The 22,777-nt window shown below is 66.1% G+C and carries 19 protein-coding genes; 9 read left to right on the top strand and 10 right to left on the bottom strand.

Going from position 1 to position 22,777, the window contains the following annotated elements; genetic code table 11:
* Nucleotides 1-15 precede the first annotated feature (15 nt).
* The 9 genes from infB (at nucleotide 16) to IM760_RS05885 (ending at nucleotide 10,436) form a co-directional block, all read left to right on the top strand.
* Entirely contained in the window at nucleotides 16-2,712 is a 2,697-nt protein-coding gene (gene infB / locus IM760_RS05925; RefSeq protein ID WP_204427616.1) for a translation initiation factor IF-2, read from the top strand.
* Between the two features lie 12 nt (nucleotides 2,713-2,724).
* Nucleotides 2,725-3,132 (top strand): 30S ribosome-binding factor RbfA, encoded by a 408-nt coding sequence (gene rbfA / locus IM760_RS05920; RefSeq protein WP_138770709.1) that lies wholly within the window; start codon nucleotides 2,725-2,727, stop codon nucleotides 3,130-3,132.
* 16 nt (nucleotides 3,133-3,148) lie between these two features.
* On the top strand, nucleotides 3,149-4,066 hold the full coding sequence (gene truB, locus IM760_RS05915) for a tRNA pseudouridine(55) synthase TruB (protein ID WP_204427615.1): 918 nt from the start codon (nucleotides 3,149-3,151) through the stop codon (nucleotides 4,064-4,066).
* Nucleotides 4,067-4,127: 61 nt separating this feature from the next.
* Complete coding sequence (gene rpsO, locus IM760_RS05910; protein WP_204427614.1) at nucleotides 4,128-4,397, top strand: 30S ribosomal protein S15; 270 nt, start codon at nucleotides 4,128-4,130, stop codon at nucleotides 4,395-4,397.
* A 179-nt stretch (nucleotides 4,398-4,576) separates the two neighbouring features.
* Nucleotides 4,577-6,670: a polyribonucleotide nucleotidyltransferase gene (gene pnp / locus IM760_RS05905; protein ID WP_204427613.1), complete on the top strand. Its 2,094-nt coding sequence runs from the start codon at nucleotides 4,577-4,579 to the stop codon at nucleotides 6,668-6,670.
* A gap of 91 nt (nucleotides 6,671-6,761) precedes the next feature.
* Entirely contained in the window at nucleotides 6,762-7,310 is a 549-nt protein-coding gene (locus tag IM760_RS05900) for a hypothetical protein (RefSeq protein ID WP_204427612.1), read from the top strand.
* 148 nt (nucleotides 7,311-7,458) lie between these two features.
* Complete coding sequence (locus tag IM760_RS05895; protein ID WP_204427611.1) at nucleotides 7,459-7,908, top strand: MarR family winged helix-turn-helix transcriptional regulator; 450 nt, start codon at nucleotides 7,459-7,461, stop codon at nucleotides 7,906-7,908.
* A 4-nt stretch (nucleotides 7,909-7,912) separates the two neighbouring features.
* Nucleotides 7,913-8,965 carry an HlyD family secretion protein gene (locus IM760_RS05890; protein ID WP_228234870.1) on the top strand — a complete coding sequence of 351 codons (1,053 nt, stop codon included), beginning with the start codon at nucleotides 7,913-7,915 and terminating at the stop codon, nucleotides 8,963-8,965.
* Nucleotides 8,952-10,436, top strand: a complete 1,485-nt coding sequence (locus IM760_RS05885) for a DHA2 family efflux MFS transporter permease subunit (protein WP_204427610.1) — start codon at nucleotides 8,952-8,954, stop codon at nucleotides 10,434-10,436. Before IM760_RS05890 ends, IM760_RS05885 begins: the two co-directional genes overlap by 14 nt.
* Nucleotides 10,437-10,543: 107 nt before the next feature.
* Here the strand turns inward: IM760_RS05885 and acs are convergent, their stop codons facing one another.
* From acs to IM760_RS05835, 10 genes are all read right to left on the bottom strand, one after another.
* Nucleotides 10,544-12,487, bottom strand: coding sequence for an acetate--CoA ligase (acs, locus tag IM760_RS05880; protein ID WP_204427609.1), 1,944 nt, complete (start codon nucleotides 12,485-12,487; stop codon nucleotides 10,544-10,546).
* Between the two features lie 346 nt (nucleotides 12,488-12,833).
* The gene (gene panD / locus IM760_RS05875; RefSeq protein WP_138770717.1) at nucleotides 12,834-13,214 is read right to left on the bottom strand and encodes an aspartate 1-decarboxylase; all 381 of its coding nucleotides are present in this window, start codon (nucleotides 13,212-13,214) and stop codon (nucleotides 12,834-12,836) included.
* A 138-nt stretch (nucleotides 13,215-13,352) separates the two neighbouring features.
* Nucleotides 13,353-14,207, bottom strand: a complete 855-nt coding sequence (gene panC / locus IM760_RS05870) for a pantoate--beta-alanine ligase (RefSeq protein WP_204427608.1) — start codon at nucleotides 14,205-14,207, stop codon at nucleotides 13,353-13,355.
* Nucleotides 14,208-14,209: 2 nt separating this feature from the next.
* Complete coding sequence (gene panB / locus IM760_RS05865) at nucleotides 14,210-14,998, bottom strand: 3-methyl-2-oxobutanoate hydroxymethyltransferase (protein ID WP_204427607.1); 789 nt, start codon at nucleotides 14,996-14,998, stop codon at nucleotides 14,210-14,212.
* A 38-nt stretch (nucleotides 14,999-15,036) separates the two neighbouring features.
* Nucleotides 15,037-15,714 (bottom strand): deoxynucleoside kinase, encoded by a 678-nt coding sequence (locus IM760_RS05860; RefSeq protein WP_394373769.1) that lies wholly within the window; start codon nucleotides 15,712-15,714, stop codon nucleotides 15,037-15,039.
* A complete protein-coding gene (gene folK, locus IM760_RS05855) occupies nucleotides 15,704-16,204 on the bottom strand; it encodes a 2-amino-4-hydroxy-6-hydroxymethyldihydropteridine diphosphokinase (RefSeq protein WP_204427606.1) in 501 nt (166 codons plus the stop codon). Before folK ends, IM760_RS05860 begins: the two co-directional genes overlap by 11 nt.
* Nucleotides 16,205-16,223: 19 nt before the next feature.
* Nucleotides 16,224-17,570, bottom strand: a complete 1,347-nt coding sequence (pcnB, locus tag IM760_RS05850; RefSeq protein WP_204427605.1) for a polynucleotide adenylyltransferase PcnB — start codon at nucleotides 17,568-17,570, stop codon at nucleotides 16,224-16,226.
* Nucleotides 17,571-18,322: 752 nt separating this feature from the next.
* On the bottom strand, nucleotides 18,323-19,651 hold the full coding sequence (locus IM760_RS05845) for a sigma-54-dependent transcriptional regulator (RefSeq protein ID WP_204427604.1): 1,329 nt from the start codon (nucleotides 19,649-19,651) through the stop codon (nucleotides 18,323-18,325).
* 18 nt (nucleotides 19,652-19,669) lie between these two features.
* On the bottom strand, nucleotides 19,670-22,609 hold the full coding sequence (locus IM760_RS05840) for a sensor histidine kinase (protein ID WP_204427603.1): 2,940 nt from the start codon (nucleotides 22,607-22,609) through the stop codon (nucleotides 19,670-19,672).
* On the bottom strand, nucleotides 22,599-22,775 hold the full coding sequence (locus tag IM760_RS05835) for a hypothetical protein (RefSeq protein WP_204427602.1): 177 nt from the start codon (nucleotides 22,773-22,775) through the stop codon (nucleotides 22,599-22,601). Before IM760_RS05835 ends, IM760_RS05840 begins: the two co-directional genes overlap by 11 nt.
* Nucleotides 22,776-22,777 lie beyond the last annotated feature (2 nt).

Raw genomic sequence — 22,777 nt, 5'->3', positions numbered from 1 at the left:
GAGAGTGTTGCTGACATGGCAGAAACGACCGTAAAGAAACTGGCCGATGTGGTAGGTATTCCGGTGGACACGCTGCTCACGCAGATGAAGGAAGCCGGACTGCCCCACACCGATGCCGGTGAAGGGGTCTCCGATGAACAGAAGCAGCAGCTGCTCGCGCACCTGCGCAAGTCCCATGGTGCCCAGGCGTCGGAGCCCAGCAAGATCACCCTGAAACGCCGCTCCACGAGCACCATCAAGACCACCGGCGCGGCGGGCAAGGCGAAGACCGTGAACGTGGAAGTGCGCAAGAAGCGTACCTACGTGAAGCGCGCGGCGATCGAGGAAGAAGAGCGGCTGGAAGCCGAGCGCAAGGCGGCCGAGGAAGAAGCGGCGCGTCTGGCCGAGGAAGAAGCCAAGCGCAAGGCCGAGGAAGAAGAGGCCAAGCGCAAGGCGGAAGAGGAAGAGGCCCTGCGTCGCGAGCAGGAAGCCAAGGCCCGCGCCGAGAAGGAGCGCGCCGCCGAGGAAGAGAAAGCCTCCCAGGAGAAATCCAAACGCGCCAGCGTGCCGAAAACCGCCAAGAAAGCGCAGAAGGAAGAAACCGAGGAAGAGCGCGCCCAGCGCGAGGCCGAGGAGCGCAAGCAGCGCGAAGCCGAGGAGGCGCGCCGCAAGCAGGAAGCCGAACAGCGCAAGAAAGCCGAGGAAGAGGCCGCCCGGCGTACCGCCGAGGAAGCCAAGCGCATCGCCGAGGAGCTGGAGAAGCGCGGTGGCGAAGGGCAGGAACAGCCGCGTGAGGAGGAGGACGACAAGAGTTCCTCCATCGTCCGCGACGCCGTTGAAGCCGGCTACCGCACCGAGGAGCGTCAGTCCCGCCGTCGCCGCCGCAAGCCGAAGAGTGCCGGCGTGGCCCACGGCCAGATGAAGAGCTCCATGAACAAACAGCACGGGTTCAAGAGCCCCACGGAGAAAATGGTCTACGACGTCGAAATTCCCGAAACCATCACCGTGGCCGAGCTGGCCCAGCGCATGAACATCAAAGCCAAGGAACTGATCAAGGCGATGATGAAGATGGGCGAAATGGCCACCGTGAACCAGTACATCGACCAGGAAACGGCGGTACTGCTTACCGAGGAAATGGGCCACACGCCGAAGCTGGTGAAGGGCGAGGAAGAGGCGCTGGAAGACGATCTGGCGACCCTGGCCGACTACAGCGGCATCGACAGCGAGTCCCGCGCTCCGGTGGTGACCATCATGGGTCACGTGGACCACGGCAAGACCTCGCTGCTCGACTATATCCGCAAGGCCAAGGTGGCGGCCGGCGAAGCCGGCGGCATTACCCAGCACATCGGCGCCTACCACGTGCCGCATGAGAAGGGCATGATCACCTTCCTGGATACCCCGGGCCACGCGGCGTTCACCGCCATGCGCGCCCGTGGCGCCAAGGCCACCGACATCGTCATCATCGTGGTGGCGGCGGACGACGGCGTGATGCCGCAGACCGAGGAAGCGATCAACCACGCCAAGGCCGCCGGCGTGCCGCTGATCATCGCGGTCAACAAGATCGACAAGGAAAACGCCGATCCGGACCGGGTCAAGAACGAGCTGGCCACCAAGGACGTGATCCCCGAGGAGTGGGGCGGCGAGTACCAGTTCATCAATGTGTCCGCCCATTCCGGGCAGGGCATCGATGATCTGCTCGACGCGGTGCTGCTGCAGGCGGAGCTGCTGGAACTGAAAGCGCCGGCCACCGGCCCGGCCAGCGGCGTGGTGATCGAATCCCGCGTCGAGAAAGGCCGCGGTACCGTGGCATCGATTCTGGTGCAGTCCGGCGAACTGAATGTCGGCGACATGCTGCTGGCCGGTGCCCACTACGGCCGCGTGCGCGCCCTGGTGGACGAGAACGGTCAGCAGGTGAAGAAAGCCGGCCCCTCCATTCCGGTGGAAGTGCTGGGTCTGGACGGCGCGCCGGAAGCCGGCGAGCAGGTGCAGGTGCTGCCCGACGAGAAGAAAGCCCGGGAAGTGGCGGAATTCCGTCAGGAGCGGGACCGCGACGTCAAACTCAAGCGCCAGCAGGCCTCCAAGCTGGAGAACCTGTTCGAGAACATGGGCAGCGCCGAGGCCAGCCAGGTCAATATCGTGCTGAAGACCGACGTGCGCGGTTCCCTGGAAGCGCTGATCGGCGCGCTCAACGACCTGTCCACCGACGAAGTGAAGGTGAGCCTGGTGTCCGCCGGCGTGGGCGCGATCAACGAGTCCGACGTCAACCTGGCGATGACCAGCGAGGCGGTGCTGCTGGGCTTCAACGTGCGCGCCGACTCCAAGGCCAAGCGCCTGTGCGAGCAGGAAGGCATTGATCTGCGCTACTACAGCGTGATCTACGAGCTGATCGACGACGTGAAACAGGCCATGAGCGGTCTGCTGGCGCCGGAGAAACGCGAGGAAATCCTCGGCACCGCGGAAGTCCGCGACGTGTTCCGTTCCTCCAAGTTCGGTGCCGTGGCCGGCTGCATGGTGGTGGAGGGGACCCTCTACCGCAACCGGCCGATCCGCGTGCTGCGTGACGACGTGGTGGTGTTCGAAGGCGAGCTGGAATCCCTGCGTCGCTTCAAGGACGACGTGGCGGAAGTGCGCAATGGCATGGAGTGCGGTATCGCCGTGAAGAGCTACAACGACGTCAAGGAAGGCGACAAGATCGAAGTGTTCGAAGTGAAGGAGGTGGCGCGCAGCTTGTAAGCGCGCCAAGCCATGAGCCGTCACCGTCGCCCCAGCGGGTTCCAGCGTACCGACCGCATCGCCGACCAGATCCAGCGCGAGCTGTCGCGGGTGCTTCAGTTTGAACTGAAGGACCCGCGCATCGGGCTGGTGACGGTGCAGGACGTGACCGTGGCCCGGGACCTGGCCTACGCGGACGTCTACTTCACCCTGCTGGGTGAGGGCGAGGACGCCGGCCGCGAAGCCGAGCAGGTGCTCACCGGCGCCGCCGGTTTCCTGCGCTCGTCCCTGGCCCAGTCGCTGAACACCCGCACCACGCCGCGCCTGCGGTTTCACTACGACAAGACCCCGGAGCGGGCGTCGGAGCTGTCCAAGCTGATCGACGAAGCCCGTGCCGAGGACCGGGAATTGCGCCCGGAAGACGACACCGATAACGATTGATCACGGAGCAAAGACTGTGGGAAAACGGCGCCGTGGAGGTCGTACTCTCAATGGCATTCTGTTGCTCGACAAGAGCCAGGGCGTGACCAGTAACGGCGCCCTGCAGATGGCCAAGAAAATGTTCGCCGCCGCCAAGGCCGGCCATACCGGCAGCCTGGATCCGCTGGCCACCGGCATGCTGCCGATCTGCTTTGGCGAGGCCACCAAGTTCAGTCAGTTCCTGCTGGACGCGGACAAGCGTTACCAGGTCACCGCGCGGTTGGGCGTGACCACGGAAACCGGCGACGCCGACGGCGAGGTGCGCGACACCCGGCCGGTGGACGTCAGCGAGGCCCGGGCGCTGGAAGCCCTGGACCGCTTTCTGGGCGACATCGAGCAGGTGCCGAGCATGTACTCGGCGATCAAGCACAACGGCACGCCGCTTTATAAGCTGGCCCGCGAGGGCATCACCGTGGAGCGCAAGCCGCGGGCGGTGACCATCCACGAGATCCGTGACGCGCGGCTGCTGGACGGCGACCGGCTGGAATTCGAAGTGGCCTGCTCCAAGGGCACCTACGTGCGCTCCCTGGTGGAGGACGTGGGTGAGGTGCTGGGCTGCGGCGCCCACGTGATCGGGCTGCGGCGGTTGTCCGCCGGGCCCTACCCGGCGGAGCGCATGATGACCCTGGAGCAACTGGGGGAGATCAAGGCGGAGGGGGGCTTCGAGGCCCTGGACGATTACCTCTTGCCTTTATCCACCAGCGTGGCAGACTGGCCGCGCGTCGCCCTGGGCGACAATGCGGCCTATTACCTGCGCCAGGGGCAGCCGGTGATGGCCGGAGACCGGCCTCTCGAGGGCTGGGTCAGTATTTATGAAGCTTCCACCGACACCTTCATGGGGGTCGGTGAAGTGCTGGAGGACGGGCGCATCGCGCCGCGTCGTCTGGTTTCCTGAGGACGGCGGCTGTAAATATGCACGGCCGGCCGTGACACAATTGCATATTGGAGCAATGACAATGGCTTTGAGCACCGAACAGAAAGCACAGATCCTGAAGGACTTCGGCGTGAAGGAAGGCGACACCGGTTCCCCGGAAGTCCAGGTTGCCCTGCTGACCGAGAACATCAATCAGCTGCAGGGTCACTTCAAGGACCACAACAAGGATCACCACAGCCGCCGCGGCCTGATCCGCATGGTCAACCAGCGCCGTAAGCTGCTGGACTACCTGGCCGGCAAGAACCGCGACCGCTACCTGAAGCTGATCGAGCGTCTGGGCCTGCGCCGCTAAGCAGCCCCCCGACCGCGATACCTCGGAAGCTCGGCCCCGGTGCCGGGCTTCCGTTGTTTTGGGACACCGTATTTACCGCCGCCGTAAAAGGCTGTGGTGCCGGCCGGTGGCGGGTTATCATGCCCCGGCGGAAAGGATAGAGACGCAGAGTAAGCGACGAACGAGAGAAGAGACGCGATATGTTCAATACAGTACGCAAGGAAATTCAATACGGCGACCACACCGTGGTGCTGGAGACGGGCCGCATTGCCCGCCAGGCCACCGCCGCCGTGATGGTGACCATTGGTAACACCCAGGTACTGGTGACCGTGGTTGGCAAAAAAGAAGCGGATCCGGGCAAGCCGTTCTTCCCGCTGACCGTGAACTACCAGGAAAAAACCTACTCCACCGGCCGCATTCCCGGCGGCTTCCTCAAGCGCGAAGGCCGTCCCAGCGAGAAGGAAACCCTGACCAGCCGGCTGATCGACCGGCCGATCCGCCCGCTGTTCCCGAACGGCTTCATGAATGAAGTGCAGGTGGTGGCCACCGTCATGTCCTCGGACAAGGACCAGGACCCGGATATCGCCGCCATGATCGGCACCTCCGCCGCCCTGGCGATTTCCGGCATTCCCTTCAACGGCCCGATCGGCGCCGCCCGGGTCGGTTTCAAGGACGGCTTCTACCTGCTCAACCCGAGCTACACCGAGCTGGAATCCTCCAATCTGAACCTGGTGGTGGCCGGTACCGAGGCCGCGGTGCTGATGGTGGAATCCGAAGCCGAGGAACTCAGCGAAGACCAGATGCTGGGCGCGGTGCTGTTCGGGCACCAGGAAATGCAGGCGGTGATCACCGGCGTCAAGGAATTCGCCGCCGAGGCCGGCAAGCCGGCCTGGGACTGGCAGGCACCCCAGGACAACGACACCCTGAAGAGCGCCATCAAGGCCAAGTACGAAGGGGCCCTGGTGGAGGCGTACACCATCACCGAGAAAATGGCCCGCTACCAGAAGGTGGGCGAACTGCGTGACGCCTGCGTGGCCGAGTTCGCCACCGGTGAGGAAGGCGCCCCGGAAGCCGGCGAGGTCAAGGACCTGTTCGGCAAGGTGGAGAAGAGCGTGGTGCGCGAAGGCGTGCTGTCCGGCAAGCCGCGCATCGACGGCCGTGCCCTGAACGCGGTGCGCGCCATCGACTGCCAGGTGGGCGTGCTCAAGAAGACCCACGGTTCCGCCCTGTTCACCCGCGGTGAAACCCAGGCCATCGTCACCGCCACCCTGGGCGGCATGCGTGACGCGCAGCTGATCGACGCCCTGGAAGGCTCCCGCCAGGATCACTTCATGCTGCAGTACAACTTCCCCCCGTACTGCGTGGGCGAAACCGGCATGATGGGTTCTCCCAAGCGTCGTGAGATCGGCCACGGCCGTCTCGCCCGTCGCGGCGTGGAAGCGGTGGTGCCCAACGAGCAGGACTTCCCCTACACCATCCGCGTGGTCTCCGAGATCACCGAGTCCAACGGCTCCTCCTCCATGGCGTCCGTGTGCGGCACCTCCATGGCGCTGATGGACGCCGGCGTGCCCCTGAGCGCCCCGGTGGCCGGTATCGCCATGGGCCTGGTGAAGGAAGGCGACGGCCGCTACGCGGTACTGTCCGATATCCTCGGTGACGAAGACCACCTGGGCGACATGGACTTCAAGGTGGCCGGCACCGAGCGCGGCGTCACCGCCCTGCAGATGGACATCAAGATCGAGGGCATCACCGAAGAGATCATGGAGAAGGCCCTGGAGCAGGCCCGCGAAGGCCGCCTCCACATTCTCGGCGAAATGAGCAAGGCGATCCGCGAGTCGCGCAGCCAGGTGTCCGAGAACGCCCCCACCCTGATCACCCTGAAGATCAACCCGGAGAAAATCCGCGACGTGATCGGCAAGGGCGGCGCCACCATCCGTGCGCTCACCGAGGAAACCAAGTGCACCATCGACATCGAGGACGATGGCAGCGTCAAGATCTACGGTGAAACCCGCGAAGCCGCCGCCGAGGCCCAGCGCCGCGTGGAGGAGATCACCGCCGAGGCCGAGATCGACAAGATCTACGAAGGCAAGGTGATGCGCGTGGTGGACTTCGGTGCCTTCGTGCAGATCATGCCCGGTACCGAAGGCCTGCTGCACATCTCCCAGATCGCCGAGGAGCGGGTGGAGAAGGTCACCGATTACGTCAACGAGGGCGACATCATCAAGGTGAAAGTCCTGGACGTGGATCAGCGCGGCCGCATCAAGCTGTCCATGAAGGAAGCCAAGGAAGTTTAAAAGGAGTATTACATTCCTTTTACATTTGGCTAGAATAAAAAGCCCGCCCGTATCGGCGGGCTTTTTTTTGCCTAATGGAAGGGAATATAAAATGAAAGCAATAACCGGTGCGGTGGCTCTGGCCGCCGCCCTTCAATTATCGGGTTGCGCGTCCATCGTCTCCGACTCTTCTTATTCCGTCAGCCTGCAAAGTTCCCCCGAACGCGCCAATTATGTGGTGACCAACCAGCGTTCCGGGCAACGTATTGCCGCCGGCGTTACGCCGGCCATGATCAGCCTGCCCGCCAAAAACGGATTTTTCTCGGGGGCGAAATATCAGGTCACCTTCGAGCATGAGGGGTTTAACAGTTCCTCGGTGCCGCTGAATGCCTCCATGGACGGTTGGTACTGGGGCAATATTATTTTTGGCGGCCTGCTCGGTATTCTGATCGTGGATCCGGCCACCGGCGCCATGTGGAAGCTGGACGACCAGGTCCTGGTGGGGCTGGAGGAAACGCCAATCGTGGAGCCGCCCCTGGCGCCCGCCGCGCCGGTGACGCCGGCCCCCGAAACACCCGCCACGGAGGAGAAGAGCGCCGCCGCCCCGCTGGGCGATCAGGTCTCCGCCAATACCGTGACGGGCCCCGCCGCCACCCACTGACGTTACGCCCTCCGGCTTCCACCGCCCGCGTGGAAGCCGCCTCAATCCCACCTTCTTCGCCCGGGCCTGAAATATAAGGCAAGTTGCTTTACTGTTCTGCCGGTTGTAAGCTTCCTTACCATAAGTTGGCTTATGAATGAGGCCGTTGATGAACAAGGACACCACCGTGGGCCTGGGGTTGCACGACGTGGCGCGCATGCTGCGCCGCGAATTCGACCGCCGGGCCCGGGAGCAGGGGCTCACCCGGGCCCGCTGGCAGGTGCTGTGGAACCTGACCCACCGGGAAGGCATTCACCAGGCCGCCCTGGCCGAGATCATGGATGTGGCGCCGATCTCCCTGACCCGCCAGCTGGAGCGGCTGGAGCAGGAAGGGCTGGTGGAGCGGCGCGCGGACGCCACCGACCGCCGGCGGCGTCGGGTCTATCTGACCGAGCAGGCGGCGCCGGCGCTGGCGCGGCTGCGGGAACTGGCCATGGAAACCCGCCGTCAGGCGCTGGACGGCATCGCGGCGGAGGACATCGAGACCCTGACCCGGGTACTGCGGCGCATGCGCGCCAATCTTTGCCAGCGCACCGATCACACCGAACAAGGGGAATAACCTCGTGACCACGACACAACGTAACCGCCGCCTGGCCATGGGCCTGGGTTTGATCGTCGCCCTGGCGGTGGTGCTCTGGCTGGCGTTCGGCGGTCGCCGCTACGTCAGCACCGAAAACGCCTACGTGAAAATCGACATGATCTCGCTCACCGCCGATGTGAGCGGACCGCTGACGCGGGTGGAGGTGGAGCGCAATCAGGCCGTGCAACAGGGCCAGGTACTCGCCGAAGTGGACCCGGAACCCTATCGCATCGCCCTGGAGGAAGCCCGCGCCGACCAGCAGGCGGTGCGCAACCGCATTCTCTCCGAGCGGGCCGATTACGCCCGTCTTCAGGCCCAGCACGCCCAGGCGGAACGGGACCTGGCCTACCATCAGCGGGAGCTGGAGCGTTATCAGGGCCTGGACCGGGTGGCGGTGTCGCGCTCACAGCTGGACGGCGCCCGCCAGAAACGGGATCAGGCCGGCGCCCAGGCGTCGGTGACCGAGCAGGAACTGGCCAGCCTCAAGGCCAAGCTGGGCGGCGGCCCGGACGTGGCCGTGGAGGAGCACCCGGATTATCAGGCGGCCACCGCCAAGCTGGACCGGGCCCGCTATGACCTGGCCCACACCCGCATCGTGGCGCCGGCGGACGGCGTGATCGGTGGCAGCACGCCGCTGGTCGGCGAGCGCGTCAACGCCGGTGTGCCGGTGTTCACCCTGGCCAAGAACCGCTCCGCCTGGGTGGAAGCCAACCTCAAGGAAACCCAGCTCACCAACGTCCGCGAAGGGCAGAGCGTGGAAGTGGAAGTGGACAGTTACCCGGGCGTGGTATGGAAGGCCACGGTGCAGAGCCTGAGCCCGGCCACCGGCTCGGAGTACGCCCTGATCCCGCCGCAGAACGCCAGCGGCAACTGGGTGAAGGTGGTGCAACGGGTGCCGGTGAAACTGCGTCTGGAGGACCTGGACGGCAAGCCGCCCCTGCGCGCCGGCATGAGCGCGGAAATCGCCATCGACACCGGCGTCTCCCTGTTCGGCGACGCCGGCGAACCGGCCCGGACCGCCGATGCCGCGCATTAACGACCAGCGCCTGGTCACCGTCAGCATCATGCTGGCCACGGTGATGCAGGTGCTGGACACCACCATCGCCAACGTGGCCCTGCCGCACATGCAGGGCAGCCTGTCGGCCAGCACCGACCAGATCACCTGGGTGCTGACCTCCTACATCGTGTCGGCGGCGATCATGACCCCGGCGGTGGGTTTCTTCGCCGGCCGGCTGGGCCGGCGCCGGCTGTTCCTGTGGTCGGTGGCCGGTTTCACGGTGGCCTCGGGCCTGTGCGGTCTGTCCGCCAACCTGGATCAGATGGTGATGTTCCGCATCCTGCAGGGCATCTTCGGGGCCGCCCTGGTGCCGCTGTCCCAGTCGGTGCTGCTGGATTCCTACCCGGTGGAGAAACACGGCCAGGCCATGGCGATCTGGGGCATGGGCGTGATGGTGGGGCCGATTCTCGGGCCCACCCTGGGCGGCTGGCTGACCGAGTGGTACAGCTGGCGCTGGGTGTTCTACATCAACCTGCCGTTCGGCCTGCTGGCCTTCGCCGGCATCTGGCTGAGCGTGGCGGAGACGGACACCCGCAAGGTGCGCTTCGATATGATGGGCTTCGCCTTCCTGGGGCTGGCCATCGGCGCCTTCCAGCTGATGCTGGACCGGGGCGAGCAGGAAAAGTGGTTCGAGAGCTTCGAGATTCAGGTCGAGGCCTTGCTGGCGGTGCTCGGCTTCTACCTGTTCCTGGTGCATTCGTTCACCAAGAAAGACCCCTTTATCAATCTGAGTCTGTTCAAGGACCGCAATTTCGCCACCGGCGTGGTGTTCATCTTCGTGGTCGGCATCATTCTGTTGGCCACCATGGCGCTGCTGCCGCCGTTCCTGCAGCAGTGGAAGGACTATCCGGCGGTCACCACCGGGCTGGTGCTGGCGCCGCGCGGGCTGGGGTCCATGTTCTCGATGATGCTGGTGGGCCGGTTGATGCGCACCCGGCTGGATCCGCGTGTCCTGGTGGTCACCGGGCTGCTGTTCATTACCGCTTCGCTGCACGAAATGGCCGGCTTCACCCTGGAAGTGAGCCGCGACACCTTGATCTGGACCGGCGTACTGCAGGGCCTGGGCCTGGGGCTGGTGTTCGTGCCCGCCAGCGCGCTGACCTACGCCACCCTCAAACCGGAACTGCGCACCGAGGGGGCCTCCCTGTTCTCGTTGTCGCGCAACCTGGGCTCCAGTGTCGGCATCTCGATCATGACCGCCATGCTGGCGCGGAATATGTGGATCAACCAGCAGCAGCTCGGCGAGCATCTGCAACCGGGGGCCTGGATCGCCCAGGGGCTGCCCATCAAGGAGATGGTGAGCGGGGTGCCGGCGGCGGTGTATCAGACACTGATGGCGCAGGCGGCGGAGATCAGCTACATGAACGATTTCCGGCTGCTGATGTGGATCAACATGGCGGCGATACCGCTGGTGCTGCTGCTGCGTCACCAACAACGTCGGCCCGCGTAGGGGGGGCGTGTAGGAGCGGCTTCAGCCGCGATCAACGGCGGTGCCGCTGGCATCGCGACTGAAGTCGCTCCTACATTTGCGGTCCGGGGCCCGGTCCGGGGCCGGCGTCAGTCGTCGCTGTTCTTGCGGGTCTTGATCAGCTCATCCACCACGCCCGGATCGGCCAGGGTGGAGGTATCGCCCAGGGAGTCCAGTTCATCGGCGGCGATCTTGCGCAGAATACGACGCATGATCTTGCCGGAACGGGTCTTGGGCAGGCCCGGGGCGAAGTGGATCAGGTCCGGTTTGGCGATCGGGCCGATTTCCCGGGTGACCAGCTCGCGCAGCTCCTTGATCAGTGCCTCGCTGCCTTCGGCGCCGCTCATCAGCGACACGTAGGCGTAGATGCCCTGACCCTTGACCTCGTGCTGGTAGCCCACCACGGCGGCCTCGGAGATGCTCTTGTGCAGCACCAGGGCGGATTCGATCTCGGCGGTGCCCAGGCGGTGGCCGGAGACATTGAGCACATCGTCCACCCGGCCGGTGATCCAGTAATAGCCGTCCTCGTCCCGGCGGGCGCCGTCGCCGGTGAAGTAGTAGCCCGGGTAGGCGCTGAAGTAGGTGTCGATCATGCGCTGGTGATCGCCGTAGACGGTGCGGATCTGGCTCGGCCAGCTGGCCTTGATCACCAGGTTGCCGGAGGTGGCGCCTTCCAGCTCCTTGCCGTCCGGGTCCATCAGCCCCGGCTGCACGCCGAACATGGGCAGGGTGGCGGAGCCGGGCTTCAGGTCCACGGCGCCGGGCAGGGGCGCGATCATGATGGCGCCGGTCTCGGTCTGCCACCAGGTGTCGACGATAGGGCAGCGCTCCTCGCCCACCACCCGGTGGTACCACTCCCAGGCTTCCGGGTTGATCGGTTCGCCCACCGTGCCCAGCAGCTTGAGCGTCTTGCGGGAGGTCTTCTTCACCGGGCCGTCGCCCTGGCCCATCAGGGCGCGGATGGCGGTGGGGGCGGTGTAGTAGATGTTCACCTTGTGCTTGTCCACCACCTGCCAGTGGCGGGAGGCGTCCGGGTAGGTGGGCACCCCTTCGAACATCAGGGTGGTGGCGCCGTTGGCCAGCGGCCCGTAAACGATGTAGCTGTGGCCGGTGATCCAGCCCACATCGGCGGTGCACCAGTAGATGTCACCGTCGTGGTAGTCGAACACGTATTTGTGGGTCAGCGCCGCCTGCAGCATGTAGCCGGCGGTGCTGTGCAGCACGCCCTTGGGCTTGCCGGTGGAGCCGGAGGTATAGAGGGTGAACAGCGGGTCCTCGGAGGCCATCCATTCCGGTTCGCACTGCTCGGACGCCTGGGCCATGGCCTCGTGGTACCAGACGTCGCGGGCGTCGTCCCAGTCCACCTGGTTGCCGGTGCGCCGCACCACCAGGCAGGTGTGCACGCCGTTACCGCCGTTCATGGCCTTGTCGGCGTTGGCCTTGAGGGGAATCAGCTTGCCGCCGCGCACGCCCTCGTCGGCGGTGATCACGGCGCTGGCCTGGGCGTCCTGGATGCGGTCCTTGAGCGCTTCCGGGGAGAAGCCGCCGAACACCACCGAATGGATGGCGCCGATGCGCGCGCAGGCCAGCATGGCGAAGGCCGCCTCCGGGATCATCGGCATGTAGATCACCACCCGGTCGCCTTTCTTCACGCCGCGATCCTTGAGCACATTGCCCAGGCGGGAGACCTGCTCGAACAGCTCCTGATAGGTGATGTGCTTGTCCTGGCCCGGGTCGTCGCCCTCCCAGATAATGGCGGTCTGTTGCGCGCGCGCCGGCAGGTGCCGGTCCACGCAGTTGTAGCAGGCGTTGAGGGTGGCCCCCTGGAACCAGGCGGCGCGACCTTCCTTGAAGTCCCAGTCGCTGACCGTGTCCCAGCGGGTCCGCCAGTCGAGCAGCTCGTCGGCGCGGTCCGCCCAGAAGGTGTCCGGATCGTCCACGGACTGCTGATACCAGCGATCGTAGGTGGCCCGGTCCATCAGGGTCTGGCGCTTGAACGCCTCCGGAACCGGGTGAATCTTTTGTTCTGACATGGCTGTCTCCTTCGTACTGCCCGCTGGTTGTCTTGTTCTTCCCGCACGGCGCGGGAGTCCGGTGCGCCGTGACGTGGCCGGATCCCGCCGGCAGGCGCATGGCCACGCATTATCCCGCCGCCGCGGCGCCGGCTGAATTCCACCATGGTCTATAACCGGCCGGTCGTCCGCCGGTCGGCGTTGCGTACTACTTTAGAGGGGAAGGGCGGGCGGTGCATCCCGTGGCGGGAAAGCGGGACTAAGACCAAAGGCGAATGGCGTCGGCGCGATCAGGCGGTAGGCTGGGGACAACAAAAAACGCCGGCGCGAGGCCGGCGTTTGGAGAGGGCAAAAAGCCGGGTGGCGATCAGGCCACCTGAACCGGAATGGCGTTGCTGGTGCCTTTCACGGCATTGCCTTCGCCCATGTAGATCAGGCGCGGCTTGTAATTGATCAGCTCGGAGCTGGAGTAGTTGGCATAGGCGCAAATGATCACCCGGTGGCCGGGCTGCGCTTTATGGGCGGCGGCGCCATTCACGGAGATAATCTTGGAACCCTCCTCGCCACGAATGGCGTAGGTTTCGAAGCGCTCGCCGTTATCCAGGTTGTAGATCTGGATTTGCTCATACTCAAGAATGCCGGCCATGTCCATCAACTCGCCGTCGATGGCGCAGGAGCCTTCATACTCGAGTTCCGCGTGGGTCACGCGGGCCTGGTGCAACTTGGCTTTCAGCATGGTGCACTGCATGTCGGGTACCTCTCTGAACAACCCCTGGATCGGCCCTTGGGGCCGGCCTCTGCGAGGGGCCGGCAGTATGCATGAACCCCCGGTCACATACAAGAAAGGGGAAACAGGCTGTTTCGGGCCATTTTGCGACGCAGCTTATCAGGACGCGGGCAGCGTCAGCGTCAGATTGTCGATCAATCTCGGCTTGCCGAGCCGGGCGGCGGCGGCGATCACCAGCTCCCGGTCCCCGGGGGCCGCCGGCACCAGGGTGCGGGCGTTGGCCACGGTCACATAGTCCACCCCGAAACCGTCCTTCCCGAGCGCCTCGGCGGTCCTGACTTCCAGCGTCCGGAAGTCCCGTTCGCCGTCTTCCAGCGCCTGGCGGGCCTGGCGCAGATGGTGCTGCAGCCGCGGGGCAAGGGCCCGTTCCTGCTCGGTCAGATAGCCGTTGCGCGAGCTCATCGCCAGGCCGTCCGCCTCACGGGCGGTGGGGGCGCCGACGATGCGGATCGGGAACAGCAGTTCCTCGGTCATGCGGCGCAGAATCGCCAGCTGCTGAAAATCCTTCTCGCCGAACACCGCCACGTCCGGCTGGACGATATGGAACAGCTTGCTGACCACCGTGGTCACGCCCCGGAAATGACCGGGCCGGTCGGCGCCGCACAGATAATCGCCCAGCTCGTCCACCTCCACCCAGGAGCGGTTGGCGCCCAGCGGATACATTTCTTCCACCGAAGGGGCGAACAGCACCTCCACGTTGGCGTCGCGGAGCCGGTCGGCGTCCGCGTCCAGGGTGCGCGGGTAGGCGTCGAAATCCTCGCCGGGGCCGAACTGGGTGGGGTTGACGAACACCGACACCACCACCGCGTCGCACTCCTGGCGAGCGGCCTGTACCAGGCTCAGGTGGCCGTCGTGGAGATTGCCCATGGTGGGCACCAGGCCGACGGTGCGGCCGTCGCGGCGCCATTGCGCCACGCGCGCCCGCACCTCGGCGACGCTATGCAGGATGTCCATGGTCAGAAACAGTGTTCGTCGGCGGGAAAGCGGCCGCTTTTGACCGCTTCATGATAGGCCCGGAAGGCGCCGGCGACGCCACCGTCGGATTCCGCCATGAAATCCTTCACGAACCGGGCCGGCCGCGGATTCAGGCCCAGCATGTCGTGCATCACCAGCACCTGGCCGTCGCACTCCGGGGCGGCGCCGATGCCGATCACCGGCGCTTCCACGGCGGCGGTGATCTCGGCGCTCAGGGTGCGCGGCACGCATTCCAGCACGAACAGGGCGGCGCCGGCCCGGTCCAGGGTATAGGCGGCGTCCAGCAGTTCCCGGGCGCCGGCCTCGTCCTTGCCCTGCACCCGGTAGCCGCCGAAGGCGTTCACCGATTGCGGGGTCAGGCCCATGTGCGCGCACACCGGCACGCCATTGCGTTTGAGCACGGTGATGGCGTCCGCCAGCCAGGCGCCGCCTTCCAGCTTGATCACGTTGGCGCCGGCCTGCATCAGCGCGGTGGCCGCGTCGAGGGTGCTTTCCAGGGTGGCGGCGCCCATGAAGGGCACGTCGGCGATGATCAGGCTGCCCTGATTACCGCGGGCCACGCACTCGGTGTGGTAGACCATCTGCTCCAGGGTCACCGGCACGGTGCTGTCCTGGCCCTGGATCACATTGCCGAGGGAATCGCCGATCAGGATGGCGTCCACGCCGGCTTCGCTGATCAGGCGCGAAAAGGTGGCGTCGTAGGCGGTCAGGACGGAGAACTTTTCCCCGTCGTCCTTGCGTTTCTTGAGGGTGCGGATGGTAACGGGCATGGGCTGCTCCCTGGGCCGGTTCACACTGGCATCGGGTATTACACCAGCGGGCGGGGGTTAAAATAGTGGCGGCCCGTGCGGATGTCCAGCAACTCGCCCACCAGCTGCTGGTAGTCCGCCTCGCCGCTGACCAGGTCGATCTCGGCGGCATTGACGATCAGCAGCGGCGCCGCGTCGTAGAAGTGGAAGAAGCGGGTGTAGGCGTCGTTGAGACGGCCCAGATAGCCCGGGTCCACGCGCTGCTCGAAGTCGTGGCCGCGTTTCTGCACCCGCTGGCGCAACACCCCGGTGGGCGCCTGCAGATAGATCACCAGGTCCGGCGCCGGGGCGTCCAGCAGCATGTGCCGGAACACATTGTCGTAGAGGGCGAACTCATCCTCGTCCAGGTTCACCTCGGCGAACAGACGGTTCTTGTCGACCAGGAAGTCCGCCACCTTGGGACCGGTGAACAGGTCCTGCTGCTGAAGCTGGCGGAGCTGGTCGGCGCGCTGGAACAGAAAGAACAGCTCGGTCTGCAGGGCAAAGCGGGCCGGGTCCTGGTAGAAGCGGGTCAGGAACGGGTTGTCCTCGGCCTGCTCCAGCAGGGTGTCGAAGCCGAAGGTGTCCGCCAGCCGCCGCGCCAGGGTGGTCTTGCCGACGCCGATGGGGCCCTCCACGGCGATAAAGCGGGGCAGCTCGCCGCTGGCGCGCAGCGCATTGATGCGTTCAGTCAGCAAACCGGTCCTCCTCCAGACGGTGCAGGCGGTGCAGCGGCTGTTCGGCCACCGCCGGCCAATGGTCCGCCAGGGGCGTGCCGTCCGGCAAGCGGCAGTCCGGCAGCCGGTCGAGCAGCGGCCGCAGCACGAAGGCGCGGTGCGTCATTTCCGGGTGCGGAATGCGCAGGCGCGGCAGGCGCACGCTGGCCTGGTCCCACAGCAGTATATCCAGATCCAGGGTGCGTTCGCCCCAGTGGCGCAGGCGCCGGCGGCCGGCGGCCCGCTCCAGCGCCTGCAGGGCGTCGAGCAGCGCCAGCGGGTCCAGCGTGGTGTCCAGCAGCGCCACCGCGTTGACGTAATCGGGCTGATCCTGGGGGCCCACCGGGGCGGTGCTGTACAGATCGGAATGGCCGATCAGGCGCGTTTCCGGCAGGGCGGCCAGGGCGCCCAGCGCCGCCGTCACCTGATGCGCCGGGTCGTTGAGATTGCTGCCCAGGCCGATCACCACCATGCCACCACTCCCCCGGCGCTCAATCCTGGTTGGACGAGGAGCGCCCGGAGCGCCGGCGCCGTCGGCGGCGGCCGCCATTGGCGCCGCTGCCGCCACCCCCACCGCCCTGGTTGGGGCCCAGGGCCTGGGTCATGGCGTAGCGTTCCGACTCGTCGACCTGCTGGTAGCGGGTCCACCAGGCGCCCAGCCCGGCACGCAGCTCGCCGGCCTGCTCGCGCAGCAACAGAAAATCGTAGGCGGCGCGGAAGCGCGGATGCTGCAGCAGGGTATCGGCGCGTTTGCCGCCCCGGCGCGGCAGCCGCTGCTGAAGATCCCACATTTCGCGCATCACGGTGGAGAAGCGGCGCGGCACGGCGGTGTGGCGGATCTGCTGGTCCAGCGCCCAGCTGGCCGCCTTGTGCAGGGCCGGCGCCGGCGGCACGCCGTCGGCGCGGTGCTTGTCCAGGCGCGCCACCACCACCGGCCACAGCAGCACGGCGAAGATAAAGGCCGGGGTCACCGGCTTGTCCTCGGCCAGGCGCGCGTCGGTGTTGTCCATGGCCGCCAGAATCAGGTCGTCCCACATGTCGCCCTGGTCGCCGCGCAGGCACCGGTCGGTTTCCGGGAACAGGAAGGGGAACAGGCCCAGGTCGCGGAGCTCGTTGTAGGAGGCGCGGGCGTGACCGCTGAGAAACAGCTTGAGCACCTCATCGAACAAGCGGGCCGGCGGTACCTGCAGCAGCAGTTCCGCCAGACGCGGAATCGGCTCGGCGGTGGCCCGGTCCGGCTCGAACCCCAGCTTGGCGGCGAAACGGGCGGCGCGCAGCATGCGCACCGGGTCTTCCCGGTAGCGTTGCTCCGGGTCGCCGATCAGGCGCAGCACGCCGCGCTCGATGTCGCGCCGGCTCTGCACGAAGTCGTACAGGGCGAAGTCGGCGATGTTGTAGTAAAGGGCGTTGACGGTGAAATCCCGGCGCAGGGCGTCTTCCTCGATGCTGCCCCAGGCGTTGTCGCGCAACACCAGCCCGGTTTCCTCATGGGCCAGGTGCTGGTCGTCGTCCAGATCGTCCCGCTGGAAGGCCCGGAAGGTGGACACCTCGATGACCTCGCGGCCGAAGCGCACGTGCACGATCTGGAAGCGGCGGCCGATGATGCGGCTGCGCTTGAACAGGCGGTGCACCTCGTCCGGCGTGGCGTCGGTGACCACGTCGAAGTCCTTGGGCTGGCGCCCGCACAGCAGGTCGCGCAGGCAGCCGCCGACCAGATATGCCTCGAACCCGGCCTTGTGCAGTCCGTAGAGCACATTCAGGGCGGCGCGGGAGATGTCCTTGCGGGAGATCGGGTGCTGGTCGCGGGGGATCACCCTTGCTTCGGGAAGCCGGGGCATGTCAAAGGAACCTTTGCGCAGGAGTCGGGTCCAGAGGGAGATGAAGGGTCTTGAAATGAGAGTCCACAGGAGCGGAAAGAATGCCGCTGAACGCTCTACGAATCTGGATGCCATTGAGCAAAAAACGTCCTGACGAGATGAAAGGCGGCATGGTAGCACTTTTTCGCCGTCATCGGTCATCCGATATGGAGAAAGGACGGGGGAGTGGGGTACACTTCCGCTCTGGTCCACCAGGCCCGAAAAGTAAAAAGGGACCACAACCTTGGTCGTGGTCCCCTATGCGCTGATTCTGTTGTTGTTATTTTTTGTTTTGTTTTCTGCCTTGCGCCGTAACCAATTTCCGCTACGGCATGTTTGTTCGGCTCAAGCTTTATTCTTCTTCTTTTCTTGTTCTTATTCTGAGCCTCGCCGCCGTTGTTGTTTTCGTTATGTGGCGTGGGATTCATAGTGCATGGATGGATTTTTCATTGCAACAGCTTGTTGATCCCTTAAAAATCAACAACTTACAGAAATTTTGAAAAATAGGCACGTGAAGGTGGGCGGCCTCGGTAACGCACGTGTTACCGCGCTGGGTAGTAAGGTAACACTTCGTGGGGGTCGCGCCGCGGACTGTCCTCGACCGGCGGGAAGCAAGCGCGAAAACGGCAAAAAAATGTTGGCCGGCGCCGGACCGGAGGGCGAAAGAGCGACGGGAAAGGTCGGAAGAATTGTAAAACCGGCCGGGGCGACGCCCGGCCGGCGGGGTGGGCCGGCTAGCGGCGGGCGCCGCGTTTGGGGCGCTGGATGCCCAGGCGCTGGCGGCGTTCCCAGAGGCTCTTGCGGCTGATGCCAAGCTTCTGGGCCAGCTCCGTCTCGGTCATGTTGTCCTGGTTTTCCATCACGAAGCGGGTGAAGTAGTCCTCCAGGGACAGATCCTCGGACGGATCCAGGCTGGCGCGGCTCTGGCGCTGGGGCGTGCGGTTCGGGTTCAGCCCCAGCTGGGCCGGGCCGATGCCGTCTTCCTCGGTGAGAATGACCGCGCGCTCGATCACGTTTTCCAGTTCCCGCACGTTGCCCGGCCAGGCATAGCGGCGCATGGCGGAGAGCGCCTCCTCGGTGAAGTAAAGCTCGCCACGGTGCATCTTCTCGCAGCTGCGGGCCAGCAGCGCCCGGGCCAGTTCCTCCACGTCCTCGTCCCGTTCGCGCAGCGGCGGCAGTTCCAGCTCCATCACATTGAGACGGTAGTACAGGTCGTCGCGGAAGCGCCCGTCGCTGACCCGGGCCGGCAGTTCGGTCTGGCTGCTGGCGATCACGCGCACGTCCACCCGCCGCGTCGCCAGGGATTCCTGGCGGTGGATCTCGCCCTGTTCAAGCAGGGTCAGCAGCCGGCTCTGCGCTTCCGGGGTCAGTTCTCCCACCTCGTCCAGAAACAGGGTGCCGCCGTCCGCTTCCTCGATGCGGCCGGCGTGGGCCTCGTCGCCGAACAGCTCCTGCAGCTGCAGGGCCTTGGGCAGCGCCGCGCAGTGCACCGTGACCAGCGGCGCGCCGGCCCGTTCGCTGTGCTCGTGCAGGGCGCGGGCGGTGAGCTCCTTGCCGGTGCCGGCCTCGCCCAGAATCAACACCGGCGTGTGGGTGGGGCCCACCCGGCTGATGCGGTGCTTGAGCTCGCGCATGGCGTCGCACTCGCCGATCATCGACCGCACCGGGTAGGTCCGCTCCAGATCCCGGCGCAGCACCTGATTGCCGCGGCTGATGCGGCCCTCCTTGAGCACCCGCTCCACCGCCAGCAGCATTTCATCGTGGTCGAAGGGTTTGGGAATGTAGTCCACCGCCCCCTGGCGCATGGCGTCCACCGCCGAGCGCAGGCTGGCGTAACTGGTCATGATCAGCACCGGCACCGGCCGGGCCTGCTCGATCAGCGCGGTGCCGGGCTCGCCGGGCAGGCGCAGATCGCTGATGATCAGGTCGCACTGGCTCAAACCCTTCTCCCGGGCCTGTTCCACGGATTCCGCTTCCGTCACCGAATGATCGTGGCGCTCCAGCAGCTTGCGCAGGGCGCCCCGGATAACGGGTTCATCCTCGACGATCAGGATATGGCTCATGGTGCCGTTCCTTCTTTTTTATTCCGCGGGCGGCCGGTCGTTGGCGAAGGCGGGCAGCTCGATCACGAAGCGGGTGCCCCGGCCGTCGTCGATGGGGCTTTCCACCCGCACCGTGCCGCGATGGTCCTCGATGATACTGTAAACCAGTGCCAGACCCAGCCCCGTGCCACGGCCGGGGGGTTTGCTGGTCACGAACGGTTCGAACAGCGCATCGCGCAATTCCGCCGGCACCCCGTGGCCCTGATCTTCCACGGTGATGCGCAGGCGCTGATCGTGGCGCTCGCTGCGCACCACGATGGGCAGATCGTCCCGGCTGGCGTCGGCGGCGTTGCCGAGCAGGTTGACGAACACCTGCAACAGCCGCTGCGGGTCGCCGGTCACTTCCTGGTCCGCCGGACACAGGTTATCAAAACGCTGCTGCCGATGGTCCGGGTCGAGCAGCAGCAGGGCGATGGCCTCGGCCACGGTGGCGGACAGGTTGACCGGGCCCTGGATGGTGTCGCGCACGCCGCCGGAGTGGCTGAACGTCACCAGCGACTCGACGATGCGGGTGATGCGCCGGGTCTGCTCCACGATCTGGCGGGCGCCCTGGCGCTGCTCGTCCTCGTCGCAATGACCGTCCAGATTCTGTGCCAGGCAGGCGATGGCGGTCACCGGGTTGCCGATTTCGTGGGCCACGCCGGCGGCCAGCCGGCCGATGGACGCCAGCCGTTCGTTGTGGGCCAGATGGGATTCCATTTGCCGCAGATCGGTGATGTCCTCGATCACCAGCACCTGGCCGCCGGCCTGCTCGGTGGGGCCCGGGCTGTGGATCAGTGAGCGGTGCAGGCTCAGCCAGCGGGGCTGGCCGTCCACTTCCACATGCCGCTGCGGATCGTGCTCGGTGACCCCGTGGCTGAATTCCGCCAGCAGTTCGCCCCAGGGCGTGGGCAGATGGCCAAGGCGCGAGCCGATGGTGTCCTCGGCGTCGATGCCGGTGAGCGCCTCGGCGGCCCGGTTCCAGCCGATGATCTCACCGTCGGCGCCCAGGGAAATCACCCCCATGGGCAGTTCCAGCAGCGTCTGCCGGTGGAAGCGCCGCAGGCTGTCCAGCTCCGCCGCCAGCCCGGACAGCTTGTCGCGGTACTGCTCCAGGCGGGTTTCGATAAAGCGGATGTCCTCGGACTCGCCCTCCTGGGGCCGGTAGGGCAGGTTGTCGTCCATCAGCTGGTGGGCCACCGAGGGGCCGAGCAGGCCGGACAGGTTGGTCTCCAGCTGGTCGCGCAGCCGGCGCAGCGCATAGGGGCGGGTTTCCTCCCGGCCCAGACGCAGGTCGCGCAGGGCCATGTCCACCTCGCGGCCGGCGGTCACCGGGCCCAGGGGGCCGCTCAGGGCGGCCACGAACTCGTCCACGCTGCGCGCGCCCAGGTCCCAGCGGTAGGGCCGGCGCAGGCTGTCCACCGCGCAGGCTTCGGCGGCGGTGCGCTCGGCGCGGGAGGTGGGCGTGATGATCGACACGATGGCATAGATCAGCCCGTTCAGGCTCAGGGAGGCGATCGCCGCCTGGTTCCAATGCGCCATGCCCTGGCGTTCGTGCAGGCCGATCCATTCCAGCAGGGCGGAGGCCTGCCACTGGGGAAAGGTGATCGGAATCAGCAGCGCCAGCAGCCAGACCGCGAAGCCCACCGCGATGCCGGCGAACAGGCCGTTGCGGTTGCCCGACGGCCAGAACAGGGTGCCGATCAGCCCGGGCACGAACTGCAACGCCGCCACGAACGACAGCACGCCCAGTTCCACGGCGCTGTGCCCCGGCCCGGCCAGCCGGTAGAAGCCGTAGGCCAGGGCCAGGATGGCGGCGATCAGCACCCGCCGGGTCCACAGCAGGTTGCGGTACAGATCCTGGGCGGAACTGAGCGGGCTGGCGGGCAGTACCAGGTGATTGAGGCTCATTCCCGACAGCGCCAGGGTGGCGACGATCAGCATACCACTGGCCCCGGCCAGCCCGGCCAGATAGCCGAGCACGGCGCCGCCGCCATTGGCCAGCCCCACGCCCAGGGTGAAATAGTCCGGCGAGGTGGGCGCGTTGCTGGCCAGGGCCGCCCACAGAATCACCGGCACGCACAGCGCCATCACCAGGAACAGCAGCGGCAGGCCCCAACTGGCCGAGACCAGGGCGCGGGGGTTCAGGTTTTCGGTGAAGGCCATATGGAACATGTGCGGCATCACCACGGCGGACACGAAGAAGGCCATGATCAGGCTGTGCCAGCTGCCGTTCTGCAGCGGGCCGTAAAGGCGCGCCAGCATTTCCGGGTGGGCGTCCAGCCACTGGCCCAGCCCGCCGGGCCCGTCGAACACGCCGAACAGGCCGATCAGCGCCACCGCCACGAACGCCACCAGCTTGATCAGGGATTCCGTGGCGATCGCTACCACCAGACCTTCGTGGCGTTCCCGGGCGGTGGCATGGCGGGCGCCGAACAGGATCGCGAACAGGGTGATCAGCAAACAGAACCACAGCGCCACCCAGGCCGGATCCGGCTCGCCGGTGAGAATCTGGATCGACTCCGCCACCGCTTTGATCTGCATGGACAGCAGCGGCAGCATCCCCACCACCATCATCAGGGTGGTCAGGGCGCCGGCCAGACGGCTGCGGTAGCGGAACGCGAACAGGTCCGCCAGGGAGCCGAGCTGATAGGTGGTGGTCAGCCGCAGGATCGGCGCCAGTAGAATCGGCGCCAGCAGGAACACCCCGGAGATGCCCAGGAAATAGGCCAGGAAGTTGTAGCCGTAGTCGTGGGCGTAGCCCACCGAGCCGTAGATCGCCCAGGCGCTGGCATAGACCCCCAGGGAGAACACGAACACCGCCGGATGGCGCACCAGCCGTGCCGGAATCCGGCCCTTTTCGGTGATCCAGGCGACCAGGAACAGGAACAGCAGGTAGCCGCCGGCGATCAGGATCAGTTCGCTAACGCTATAGGCCATCGACGTCCCGGCTCCTGGCGATCCAATAGCTGAGGGCGATCAGTCCCAGCCAGACCAGATAAGGGCGATACCAGGCACGCCCACCCTCGCTCCACCAGTCGATCAGCGCCGGGGAAAGCAGGTAGGTGCCGAGAATAAAGATAATCAGCAGGCGGTCGGTGTACATGG

The organism is Alloalcanivorax marinus (assembly GCF_016906305.1).
GTDB classification, from domain to species: Bacteria; Pseudomonadota; Gammaproteobacteria; order Pseudomonadales; family Alcanivoracaceae; genus Alloalcanivorax; species Alloalcanivorax marinus.
The sequence above is the reverse complement of the archived record's forward strand: the minus strand, read 5'-3'. Positions and strand labels throughout refer to the sequence as shown.

Coding starts and splice junctions, on each gene's coding strand:
- IM760_RS05840 (WP_204427603.1), bottom strand. CDS start 22,609: ATGGCCTATAGCGTTAGCGAACTGATCCTGATCGCCGGCGGCTACCTG.
- acs (WP_204427609.1), bottom strand. CDS start 12,487: ATGTCAGAACAAAAGATTCACCCGGTTCCGGAGGCGTTCAAGCGCCAG.
- rbfA (WP_138770709.1), top strand. CDS start 2,725: ATGAGCCGTCACCGTCGCCCCAGCGGGTTCCAGCGTACCGACCGCATC.
- IM760_RS05885 (WP_204427610.1), top strand. CDS start 8,952: ATGCCGCGCATTAACGACCAGCGCCTGGTCACCGTCAGCATCATGCTG.
- IM760_RS05845 (WP_204427604.1), bottom strand. CDS start 19,651: ATGAGCCATATCCTGATCGTCGAGGATGAACCCGTTATCCGGGGCGCC.
- rpsO (WP_204427614.1), top strand. CDS start 4,128: ATGGCTTTGAGCACCGAACAGAAAGCACAGATCCTGAAGGACTTCGGC.
- panC (WP_204427608.1), bottom strand. CDS start 14,207: ATGGACATCCTGCATAGCGTCGCCGAGGTGCGGGCGCGCGTGGCGCAA.
- pnp (WP_204427613.1), top strand. CDS start 4,577: ATGTTCAATACAGTACGCAAGGAAATTCAATACGGCGACCACACCGTG.
- pcnB (WP_204427605.1), bottom strand. CDS start 17,570: ATGCCCCGGCTTCCCGAAGCAAGGGTGATCCCCCGCGACCAGCACCCG.
- IM760_RS05900 (WP_204427612.1), top strand. CDS start 6,762: ATGAAAGCAATAACCGGTGCGGTGGCTCTGGCCGCCGCCCTTCAATTA.
- panB (WP_204427607.1), bottom strand. CDS start 14,998: ATGCCCGTTACCATCCGCACCCTCAAGAAACGCAAGGACGACGGGGAA.
- infB (WP_204427616.1), top strand. CDS start 16: ATGGCAGAAACGACCGTAAAGAAACTGGCCGATGTGGTAGGTATTCCG.
- IM760_RS05835 (WP_204427602.1), bottom strand. CDS start 22,775: ATGTACACCGACCGCCTGCTGATTATCTTTATTCTCGGCACCTACCTG.
- IM760_RS05895 (WP_204427611.1), top strand. CDS start 7,459: ATGAACAAGGACACCACCGTGGGCCTGGGGTTGCACGACGTGGCGCGC.
- panD (WP_138770717.1), bottom strand. CDS start 13,214: ATGCAGTGCACCATGCTGAAAGCCAAGTTGCACCAGGCCCGCGTGACC.
- folK (WP_204427606.1), bottom strand. CDS start 16,204: ATGGTGGTGATCGGCCTGGGCAGCAATCTCAACGACCCGGCGCATCAG.